The organism is Nostoc sp. DedQUE08 (assembly GCF_034530895.1).
GTDB lineage: Bacteria > Cyanobacteriota > Cyanobacteriia > Cyanobacteriales > Nostocaceae > Nostoc.
Map to the genome: position 1 here is coordinate 1 of NZ_JAVRCD010000115.1, position 10,723 is coordinate 10,723.

The following is a 10,723-nucleotide window of genomic DNA, read 5'->3' on the forward strand; positions in this document are numbered from 1 at the left end:
TAGCGCAGGAAATCGGTGATTGGGCAGAGGGAGTTTCTGAGTCAGGTTATTGGATTGCCACAACCCATCCATTTTTAATCATTGCTATCCGCTTTTTGGTGATCCAGCAAAGGTTAAATAAATTGCGTACCTTTGAATCAGAACTGGATGTAACTGCTGTTGAACAACAAATTCAGCAGAGCCGCACAGCTTTGGGACGAATCAGAAGTATCAAAAAATCTCTGACCGAAATTGGGAAGAGTGTGGCTGTAATTAAAGCTGAGGCAGATGCACTGAGTGCAGATATTCAATCAGCGCTGAAATCAATTGAGCAAGCACTAAGTTTTGTTGGCAACAAAAGTATCGATTAATAAATTAAGTGCATAACCCTGCTGCAATATTAATACAGGTTTTCCCAATACGGTTTAGCAGCGGTTTTAAATACCTTACAATGTATCCACACAAACCTAAGCTTGCTGGAATCCAGTAAGACTTTTTAAAGACTGTAGCGATTATGGAACTCATGATTACTTGAGTAATTATGGTATTACTCAATAGCATCGAGTATTTTTACAATTGGAGAAAACTTTGAAGGAGTATGCTGCTATTGCAGTGAATTACCTACTTTTAGATTTAGTTATAAATAGTCGTCATTAACTGGGTACACCAGAGCAAATGGAAAAAACCCAGCCCCACCAGTTTACCCTGGTTCCTCAGCTTTTTTTCAAACTAGCCTCTGATAATTGTAATGGTCTACAAAATATCTGACTAATATTCTCTCTAGTTGATCAAGCGTTAGACAGGCAGTTCTTTCTTTTATTGGAGGACGTTCCTCAGTAATTAGACCAGTATATCCACCATATAACGACAGAATTTCTTTATTAATCTTGCCAAATATCGATTCAATTAAACCACCTGCTTGGGGGAAAGCACGGAGGCGTAATATAAACCCTAACTCTAGTGATAGTTCTTTTAAACGTTCCGACTTAAATTCGTTTCCACGGTCTGTCACTATATATTCAGGAATTCCACAAATCTCCCATGTTTGTTGAAGTTCATATTCTATTCCGTAATGCTTTGGTAAAATTGCATGACGCAGAGCTAAAGCAACTTCATGGGAGCCAGCAGGTTCAAAACCCAAATTAAAACCTGTGACACAATCAGAGTAACTATCCATTACCAACGTTATGTATGGACGACCGACAACTTGTTTATCGTCTTCGTCAGTTAATAGAGTATCTAACATGGCATGGTCAATCTGCCAAACCTGGTTGCTATGGGTAACTTCTAAAATTCCCTCAGTCGTCTGAATAAGTTTGTTCTTCAGTTGTTGCATTCTTTGTTACTCCTTCCCTAGTTTGCACTAATTCAAAGGCTTTACCCTAAGATTTTTTGGGCATATATTAAGATTAGACAATACGTGTTCATTCTAGTCTTTCTTAATTAAATTTTACTTTTGGTTGTTTACGTCTACCGAAACGTTGGGTCAAATTGTGTTGATTCAGTTCAAAACTTGGTTCATCAATTTTCAGTATTGCAATCTTGCGAAGTCAATCATACAAAGGCTCAATCAAACCTTTGGATCTTTGTTCCAAATAAGAAATTACACTATCCAATACGGTTCAGTTAAGAAGAATAGTAGGTTGGGTTGAGCGGCAGCGAAACCCAAAAAAGCCTTGATAATGTTGGGTTTTATTCCTCAACCCAATCTACGCCAGTTTTAGTTTTTAGTCTTAACTGAACCGTATTGTTATACTATCCCCTGAGTGTTATTCCAGTAGCAGGCTAATTGAAAACGAGTTTTAATTATTATTTAGTTGACGACGAAGATATTAAATAACAAAAGCTCGAAGCAGTCTTAAACTCTCAAAAGAGACTAAGGAATTTGATTGAAGAAGTGATTCAAGATGTTACAAATGCTGAATATAATTCCCAAATTGGGAATCTTGGAACTCAGAAACCTCTCTCACAGTAAAGCTTTCTTGGAGGTCTTAGAGTATTACTTTTTAATTTTATGAGTTACCTTGACTCTGTTGTTCGATAGCAAGTGCTATCACTTCTCTAAGCCAATTAGTGTAGTCGTTTGGGTGAATAGCCATCAGCTTGTCATAATCTGTTTGGCGTAGTCTAATCCCAATTGTTTTTTTTGGTTAAAGGCTCCTCACCTGCTAACCCAAACCGCCCTAATGCATCTTTTCGCTGTGTCATTTCTACATCCTTAGTCCTAATTTTAGTTTACCGTACTAACGCGGTTACTGCAAAGATTACACAAGCTTTACATAAGTACAAGCTAAGAAAGTCTTCTGGTTCGACTCCCGACCAACCCAACCCCGACAGTAACCTACTCGTTATCCCGTTGTTAAAAAAGGCTTTAATAAGCCTATAAAGTATCTAATAATACTATTAACACTTAATTGACCATTTATTCGTGTGGCTATTCTTAATAAAATCAATGGAATTCAATGTCGAGCTATTTTTGCTTGATTTATGCTAAATTCCAGTCATAAAGTCCACTAATTCAAGTTTATTCAAATGCTTTGAACACAGATATTCAATTGGTACTGAAATCAATTGAGCAAACCCTAAAAACTAATTCAATGGCAAGTTAGATGACAATTGGATAGTTGTCACCAGTGACAATATAGATATTTTAAATTATTTATATTTAAATTACTCATGAGTAGAGAATTACTGAAAAGCTTGAAACTAGGGACTTTTCTTCTCGATTTTTCTGGCTCTCCCAGACTTCGTTTGATAAATTAATACTAAAAAACAGTTAAAACACCTGATCTAAGTAGGTTTCGCTAAAATAGAATCAAAGATTTAATAAAAATATGCTTTCTGATTCTTGAATCCTTTACTACATAAGGGCTTAACCTGATATCAGGTATTAATTTTCTATAACTAGTCTAGGAGAGCCATTTTTCTTCAAGCTTAAACTTAGATTAATCTAGATAAAATCAAATTTGACAAGAGATTGTTAATAATAAATTAAACTAATTAAAAATTATATATATTTTTGGCTATATCATTTTGAAGTCAAAACACTATAAAAATTATCTTGTTACTTATAATTAGTTATTTTTTCAAAAAATAAGTGTTTCCTCTCTTTCCTAGTAAAAAATCATTCTTATATATTGTTTATATCGTCAGTAAATAAATTCTATTTAATTTCATATTAGGAAAAAGCCATGAACATGATTACAGTTCAATGTGGTCTGTCCGCTAGCGAAGAAACTCGGCGCTATATGTGGGAATTGATGCAGACTAAAAATACACCTCTAATTAATGAACTGAACCAGAAGATTAATCAACATCAAACTTTTGAAAATTGGAAAAAACAAGGCTTTATTCCTGAAAAAGAGATACGTCAACTTTGTGAAACTATGAAGACAGATGTTCGTTTTCAGGATCAGCCTGCACGCTTTTACACCTCAGCGTGTTATATGGTTAATTACACTTATAAATCGTGGATAGCTCTACAAAAGGATAAACAATGGAGAATAGATCAAAAAAAGCGGTGGCTAGATGTTGTAGAAAGTGACTTTCAGTTGGCAAAACTCAGTGATTTTAGCCAAGATATGATTTTTGCTAAAGCTCAAGAAATATTAGCTCAAGCAATTGCTAAACAACTCTCTGAGGAGTCTATTACAACAAAAGGTAAAAAGAGTAAACAGCCAAAAAGCAAAGACTCTACGGCTAATATTTCAATATTTGATATTCTGTTTAAGACTTACGATGCAACTGAAGATATTCTAACTCGCCGTGCTATTATTCATTTACTTAAAAATAATTCACAGGTAAATGAGCAGGAAAATCTTGAAGAACTCTCTTTACGACTTGGTAAAAAGAAAATAGAAATTAATCGTCTTGAAGAACAAGTTAAAAGTAGGCTCCCAAAGGGACGTGATCCAAATGGTGAAAAATTTAAAATAAGTTTAGCAGAAGCTATAAGCCTTCCAAAGCATAAATTATTAACTAAACTTCTCATAATAATGTTTATTTTTATTGCTGGCACATTACTAACTAATAGGTATATTAAGTTTAATTTTTACATAATTGAGAGAATACTAATTATATTTGAAAATATTAACCAAAACATTGGAGCAGAATTTACAGATTGGAAAAATCAAGCACCTACACGAGATGCTAATCTTTTAAAGATTTACAAGTCTTTACCATACCCTATCATCTTTGGCAGTACTGATGATCTATATTGGTCGCTTGAACAAAAAAAAGATACTAAAGTGTCTCAATCAGTCGAACAGAGCTTGAATAATCAAGAAAATATCCAGTCTCCTAAGGGAAAAAAACGTAAAAATAAAAAGAAAGTAAAGCAATCTCATATTTGTGTCAGCTTCAAAAGTAAAGGACTGAGTAGTCATATCTTTAGGATTCAATGTGATCGCCGCCAGTTACCTATATTTCAACAGTTCCTCAAGGACTGGCAAACTCACAAAAAATTAAATAAAGAAGAAAAGTTTTCTATGGGTCTTTTTCTTTTGCGTTCAGCTTGTCTACTTTGGAAGGAGAATACACGCAAACCTCACAAGAAAAAAAGAAAGCAATCTCAAGATAACCAATTAAATGAAAGTTCAAGTGCTAAATTAGGACAGCAGGAAGATAAACCTTGGAATACTCATCGATTATTTCTCCATTGCACCATTGACACTCGCTTGCTCACTGCTGAAGGAACTGAGAAGGTACGTCAAGAGAAAATAAAAAGTTCTCAGAAAGAATGTAGTAAGACCTCAAAAGAAAAGACTAAAGAAGAAGTAAAAATTAACCACAAGAAATCTACACTAAATTATCTTCTAAATCTATCTCCTCCAAGACCTAGTAAACCAATCTATGAAGGCTATCCTAATATTATGCTTAGTGTCAGCTTTAGCTATCAAAAACTGTTAGCTGTTGCAGTTGTAGAAATAAAAACAGGTAAGGTACTAAAGTACTATAACGTTCGTCAGCTATTAGCTAGCCAAAGTATAAAAAAACCACTTCGTCACCGGAGCATATTTCAGTTGAGGTTTGAAAAGTACAGGTTAGTTAATAGACTAAGGATGTATAAGCAACAGAACTTAAAACCTTTGCGGAGAAAAAAGCGACAGAATCTACCTCACCAAAGCAATAATAAAAAACAAGACGTTTATGTCAAGTATCATTCAGAGTCCCATTTAGGCGAATACTTAGATCGCTTGCTAGCAGCTAGGATTGTTGAACTTTCTCTTAAATGGCAAGCCAGCACAATCGTTATACCAGAACTTAAAAATATTCGGGAGAGCATTGAAAGTGAAATTCAAGCCAGAGCAGAGTCTAAATTTCCTCAAGATAAAACATCTCAAAGGAATTATTCCAAAATCTTCCGTACAAACTTTCATCGTTGGAGTTATAGCAGATTGCAAAAGAGTATTCAAGTCCGTGCTGCAAAACAAGGCATTTCTACTACAGTAAGACGACAACCTGTTCAAGGAAGTCTACAGGAAAAAGCGCATGGATTAGTTATGGCAACTTACCACACTAGCTAAACTCTTCAAAGTTTAGATAATATTTCTGTACCTTGACAAAACAATATTTTTTCATAGCGCGCATTTATATGCTTTATAGAGCCAATGTTCTATAAAGCCAATGTAATGTGAAAAGTGTGGGTCAGTTTAATTGCTTTCCGGCCCAGGTAGTTGTCCGCCTCTTCTATGGAGTTCGCTTCATAGATGTGGTGCAGTTCGCTGCTAGCATCAGGAGGCTATGCTCTTAAAGTTTTAACTATAAGGGTACAGATATACGTGTCGTGGCTGCTACCGAATCGCCCCGAGCAAGGGTGAACCCCCCTAATATTTTTTTGGCAAGGCAAAGCGAGGTCAAAATTCCTGGTGTGCTGCCAAAACTTTAAAACTCTTACCTAGAATTAATTCCACGTCTTTACAGGATAATTAAATCTTGGCTTTAAAAAAATAAGGCTAGGATTTTAGACAGTCCTGACAAAACTACTCTTGGAACTTTGTTCGGTTAAGGCAAGAGACGCGATAAATCGCCGTCTCTACAAAGACCTCTTTCCCAATTCCCCTTGACTTTTGACTCTTGACTCTTGACTATTAACTATTGACTATCTATCTTCTTATCTTCTGTGATGAAATATTTCTATCGTCTTTTAATCAGCCTATCTGGGTGCTTAATATTTTTACTGGTGCATAGTAGCCTTGGTTTATTACCTAGTTTGGCAGCCGAAAAAGTTACCGTCAGGTACGGATTGTTTGAGCAATCGATCCCGGTGGCAGATATACGCAACTATGACAAGACACAAAAGGTTTCTGCCGATCTGAAGTCTTTTCTAGATTACCTTAGCGCTAAAGAGAAACAGAAATTTCAAGAAGCCCTTCAGGTGAAAATGTCGCTTGATATTGTGGCTTTAGATAAGTTGATAAACACAGGAATGGGCAAGCAAATTTTATCTTTTGCATCCCAAGCGATCGCTCGTCGCGATCGAGCTAGTATACAAGCACTACGATCGGCTATTATCATCGGAGCAAGATCGCCAGAAGGTCTAGGGATAGCCAGCTTTCTACAAGCTTATCCCAGCGATCGATTAGTTGTTGATGTGTCAAAAATTCAGAAGCTAGTCGGTATGGCAAATTCCTCTGCTAGTTCTGCTGATGCGCCGCCGAAAGATGACGTAAGTTCTTCACCTTTAGGGAAAGTTGCCCTACAATATCAAACACTCGCCGCCCAAGATAAACAGTTCTCAGGTTGCTTATTTGGCGATTCTATTTCGGCTGGACTTGGCAATACTCTTGGGAGTGGTACTTTTAATTTTGGGTTAAATGGTCTGAGTACAATCTCATTACTAGAACAACTCAAAAGTTTAATTCCTACCAAGGTGAAATGCGAAAAAGCCATTATTGCCATCGGTGGAAATGATGCTTTGTATCAAATCAGTGATGAGTTATTTAGCAAAAACCTCCAAGAAGCGATCGCACTTATCCGCACAATGGGAACTAAAGAGATTTTTCTAATTCCGGCTTTTTATTCGACAGTGGCAGCAAGCTCAGATCCAACAGTAGCAGCCCCACTTAAGAGAGTTGAACAAATTAATGTTCTGATTAATCAAGTGGCTGAAACAGAAAAAGTACCAGTTGCCGCAGCCGGACTAGCACCATTATATGAAAATAATGTTCTTAAAGAAAATTTAACCAGTGATGGCGACCATCTGAATGCAGAGGGTTTGAAAATTTATCGGCAAGCATTATTACAAATCCTGGGTAAGTAGGTCAACCTAATTAATGTGAGTTCGATGAACCTCTCCCGGACAACCTCCCTCTCCCACGGGGAAAGGGAGGAGCAACGAAAAATTACGGTTTTTGCTTTCCTCTGGGTGTCCAAGAGGGGTTGGGGGAGAGGTGCAAAAAAGGGCTTGTCGAACTCACGTTAATTAAACATAAAACGCTCACTAGATAGCTCCCCGATTTATTAAATAAGTTGGGGAATTACGAATTACGTTAGCGTAGCGGTAGCGAGTCTACGAGCGTCATTACGAATTACGAATTATAACTATTAGGCCTTCCAATTCAAAAACCGTGCATAAAGATAAGCTATACCTTCATCAATAACCATCCGCACGCCTTCGCTAGAGTTCCACCATTTATTTGGATTATAATCTTGTGTTGTCGCAGCAATCACACCAACATTAATTTGAGGGGTAAGTATTTTTTTAAAAAGAAACCAACTCCTACGGGCATGAACGTCCAAGGAAAAAAGATTAATCGATTCTATCTTTAAATTTGAATTGGATAGCCAACGCTCAAATTCAGCAGCAGATGCATAACTACGATCTTTAACCACAAAAGGTGTCGGAACGGCTACTACTTTTTCTGCTTCTAAACCGAGTTTGATGAAGGTGTCAGCTGACACGTCTGCAAAGTTCTTGTATCCGGTAAGATAACTTCCTTTTCCTAATGTACCTCCGGTAGTAATTATTTGATGATAAGAACCGTTTTGAAATTCAGTCAAAGCTTCTTCTATAGCGTAATCTGGTAGCCATCCTTCAACAACTAATACTTCTGCTGATTGGATCGGGGAAGTTACGGCCAGAAATGAGTGTACATGACTAAAAATGAAAAATATTAAATAAACAATCAAAGCGATCGCAATCGCCCACCCTTGAGCCGTAAGTGTCCACATTTCTTGGCGTTTGATTAGTTTGATTTTGGGAAATTTTTGACACCGACGATTTTTTATCCGCATTAAACCTTAGCTAAACGTTGTTCTTTCAAGTAGGTAAACACAGACTTATCTCCAATATCAGCAGGAATTGCTTGGACTGTCTTTCGCAGGGCAAACACTAAAAATAATATTGCCCAAGTTCCTAATAAAATGCTTTCTCCCTGAGTTGGTAAAATTCCTACCAAATGTCCTAACAACAGTAGCGGTACAATTGGGGTTAATACTTTGGTTTCCAGGCGATTGAAGCAAAAAGCCTCTTTAAAATAAATACCTGTTAAAGCTACAAAGATAAAACCAACTCCAAATAAGGTAATTGGCTGATTGTAAATCGCAAGAGCTAAAGGTTCACTACTAGCGATCGCCAGAATCACTGATGCGATACTACCAATCGCCCAAAAAACTTGCAATGCTCGGTGCAGTGATGCCATGTAGATATGGATGGTAAATAAACTTACACCAAGTGCGATGCTAAAACAAGCATATAAAGGTGTCAGTAAAGTTACAACTGTTGGGTTATTGTTGAGTAAAATCAAGGCGCTGCCTATGGCAAAGCTCAGTGCTGCTACCATTAACCCAGCGCGATAGATAATTACGCCAGTGCGATCGCTTTGAGTAATTGTAAATTCCCCAAACTGACCTTGATAAACTTCTGGTGCAGAGAGTGTTTGTGTAGTCATAGCTAAGAATATAATTATGATTCTCTAGTAGAGTACAACAGGAAATTGCTCAAGGGTTACTTTTATTATTATGAGCAATAAGGCAACTTCATGTCACCATTCCTAAACTTACATCTTTTAGCAGTTGCTTTCTGGAAATTTTTGTCAAATTGGCACTGCCTACGGTGAATGAAAATGCTTGTTTTTAAGTGGTGTGTAGTTGCCCATCCTCCTTTTTATATCTAGAATTTTCCCCTTTTTTTGACTTGACCACAAATTACCAACAGGCACTTTGCAGCCTGGTAATTTTTCACTGTCTTAACTTTAGCAAGATTCACTGGTCTGATTGTCTTAAAAAAACAACACTTCTAACGGATCTTGTAAATCAATCTGTAATTGTGAGTGAGCATCTCCGCAATTAATGGCAATTTCTACCCAACCGTGACTGCCAACTAAAGCTATTATCTCTCCCACTTTCACCTCACTGTAAGTTTCACACCCTGGTACACTCAATCCTGCAACTTGCACATACCAACTTTTACCTTGCACGTAACTGGCTGGAATGTTACTCACTAAGTTGCCAAAGTGGTCAATATATTGAATGCAACCCACTACACCAGTGGTTGTCTGCTTGCAGTCGCCTATATCCAGGTTTACCAAACTTCCTAAATCGATTTCTTGCCCTAGCTGTTTGAGGGGGACACCACTAGCAAGATTAGCTGCGACTGGTGCAAAGATATCCCTACCGTGAAAAGTTTTGCTTGGTTGAGGAGTGCGCCAATAATTAAGATTTGTAAGTTCGACGGCTGCGATCGCGGGGCTTTGACTGAGTACCCCGCTAAAGATACTATTATCTGGCCCGACCAAAAACCCTTGAGCAAATTCTACTGCGATCGCCCGTCGCTTGCTTCCCACACCTGGATCTACTACTGCCAGATGCACTGTCCCAAGTGGGAAATGGGCATAAGCATTCATCAGGCTAAACCTGGCTGCTTTGATGTCTTGCGGCGGAATTTGGTGGGTTAAATCTACCACCCTCAGTCTGGGGTTGATTTGGGCTATGACTCCCTTCATTATGCCTACATAAACATTGCGATCGCCGAAATCGCTCAGTAAAGTCACGAGTGGTTGTTTATCTATCTGGTTATTAGACATATTTTAGCCAAATTATATAAAAAATATATTTTCTGTAGCAACAGCTACAAAATGTGTGTTATGTTAGGAATACAAGACATAAATTGAAAAACTAAAGCAGGTAATCACTATGAGTCAAAATAGACTACAAAGTTTGAGCAAATCACGAGAAACTCACAGAGCGAATATTCAAAAAAGCCTAGAGCATCGCTTGGAAATAGCTAGAGCAAAAGGCGACGAACAGTTAATCCGTCAACTGGAAGCTGAAATGAGGTATTCCAGCTAAATCAAGTTTTCATTGTTCATAGTTTTGTTGTGCAACCCGCTACGGCGGGTTTTTTGTTTTTATATCATGTCCGCCTAATTAGTTATAATTCCCACATCTGTGCAAAAACCAGGAAACCCTCTTTCTCCCTGCCCCCAGCAAGAACTGCTCCCCTGCCGTCTTAATGATAAGTCTTTAACCGGACACGATATTAGAGGGTTTCCTGGCAACAGCTATAAAAGCTTATCATTACCAAATATAAGTATCGATACTGGCTAGACCCCCATCATTGAAGACGTTGACTAAATCATCTTTCCCATCTGCGTTAAAATCGCCGACTAGCCATTTTTGAGCATCCCAAAAACCGCCTTGGCCAGTTGCCCATCGCTGGCTATCAAAACTCCCACCATTAGATAAGTGAGTATCGATACTGGCTAGACCCCCATCATTGAAGACGTTGACTAAATCATCTTTC

The 10,723-nt window shown here is 37.6% G+C and carries 9 protein-coding genes; 4 read left to right on the plus strand and 5 right to left on the minus strand.

Annotated features, from left to right (window positions below; translation table 11 throughout):
- Nucleotides 1–350, plus strand: a 350-nt coding sequence (locus RMY64_RS36105; protein WP_322702613.1) for a hypothetical protein, incomplete at its 5' end; no start/stop codon positions are given.
- Between the two features lie 353 nt (nt 351–703).
- Here RMY64_RS36105 and RMY64_RS36110 read toward each other — a convergent pair.
- Nucleotides 704–1,315, minus strand: coding sequence for a transposase family protein (locus RMY64_RS36110; RefSeq protein WP_322702614.1), 612 nt, complete (start codon nt 1,313–1,315; stop codon nt 704–706).
- A gap of 1,861 nt (nt 1,316–3,176) precedes the next feature.
- Here RMY64_RS36110 and cas12k point away from each other — a divergent pair.
- Together cas12k and RMY64_RS36120 are read left to right on the plus strand one after the other, a co-directional pair.
- Nucleotides 3,177–5,504, plus strand: coding sequence for a type V CRISPR-associated protein Cas12k (cas12k, locus tag RMY64_RS36115; RefSeq protein WP_322702615.1), 2,328 nt, complete (start codon nt 3,177–3,179; stop codon nt 5,502–5,504).
- Nucleotides 5,505–6,103: 599 nt separating this feature from the next.
- A complete protein-coding gene (locus RMY64_RS36120; protein ID WP_322702616.1) occupies nt 6,104–7,240 on the plus strand; it encodes an alpha/beta hydrolase in 1,137 nt (378 codons plus the stop codon).
- A 284-nt stretch (nt 7,241–7,524) separates the two neighbouring features.
- Here the strand turns inward: RMY64_RS36120 and RMY64_RS36125 are convergent, their stop codons facing one another.
- From RMY64_RS36125 to RMY64_RS36135, 3 genes are all read right to left on the minus strand, one after another.
- The gene (locus tag RMY64_RS36125; RefSeq protein WP_322673771.1) at nt 7,525–8,214 is read right to left on the minus strand and encodes an ElyC/SanA/YdcF family protein; all 690 of its coding nucleotides are present in this window, start codon (nt 8,212–8,214) and stop codon (nt 7,525–7,527) included.
- A complete protein-coding gene (locus RMY64_RS36130; protein ID WP_322688826.1) occupies nt 8,214–8,870 on the minus strand; it encodes a DUF2301 domain-containing membrane protein in 657 nt (218 codons plus the stop codon). Before RMY64_RS36130 ends, RMY64_RS36125 begins: the two co-directional genes overlap by 1 nt.
- Nucleotides 8,871–9,200: 330 nt before the next feature.
- Nucleotides 9,201–10,004, minus strand: coding sequence for an SAM-dependent chlorinase/fluorinase (locus RMY64_RS36135; protein WP_322702617.1), 804 nt, complete (start codon nt 10,002–10,004; stop codon nt 9,201–9,203).
- A 109-nt stretch (nt 10,005–10,113) separates the two neighbouring features.
- Between RMY64_RS36135 and RMY64_RS36140 the strand changes: the two genes are divergently transcribed.
- Nucleotides 10,114–10,269, plus strand: coding sequence for a hypothetical protein (locus RMY64_RS36140; RefSeq protein ID WP_322667452.1), 156 nt, complete (start codon nt 10,114–10,116; stop codon nt 10,267–10,269).
- A gap of 228 nt (nt 10,270–10,497) precedes the next feature.
- Here the strand turns inward: RMY64_RS36140 and RMY64_RS36145 are convergent.
- On the minus strand, nt 10,498–10,723 hold a 226-nt coding region (locus tag RMY64_RS36145; protein ID WP_322702618.1), incomplete at its 5' end, for a hypothetical protein.

What these genes read in the sequence shown, in the direction of transcription:
- cas12k (WP_322702615.1), top strand. Translation starts at nt 3,177, where the DNA reads ATGATTACAGTTCAATGTGGTCTGTCCGCTAGCGAAGAAACTCGGCGC.
- RMY64_RS36120 (WP_322702616.1), top strand. Translation starts at nt 6,104, where the DNA reads ATGAAATATTTCTATCGTCTTTTAATCAGCCTATCTGGGTGCTTAATA.
- RMY64_RS36130 (WP_322688826.1), bottom strand. Translation starts at nt 8,870, where the DNA reads ATGACTACACAAACACTCTCTGCACCAGAAGTTTATCAAGGTCAGTTT.
- RMY64_RS36140 (WP_322667452.1), top strand. Translation starts at nt 10,114, where the DNA reads ATGAGTCAAAATAGACTACAAAGTTTGAGCAAATCACGAGAAACTCAC.
- RMY64_RS36135 (WP_322702617.1), bottom strand. Translation starts at nt 10,004, where the DNA reads ATGTCTAATAACCAGATAGATAAACAACCACTCGTGACTTTACTGAGC.
- RMY64_RS36110 (WP_322702614.1), bottom strand. Translation starts at nt 1,315, where the DNA reads ATGCAACAACTGAAGAACAAACTTATTCAGACGACTGAGGGAATTTTA.
- RMY64_RS36125 (WP_322673771.1), bottom strand. Translation starts at nt 8,214, where the DNA reads ATGCGGATAAAAAATCGTCGGTGTCAAAAATTTCCCAAAATCAAACTA.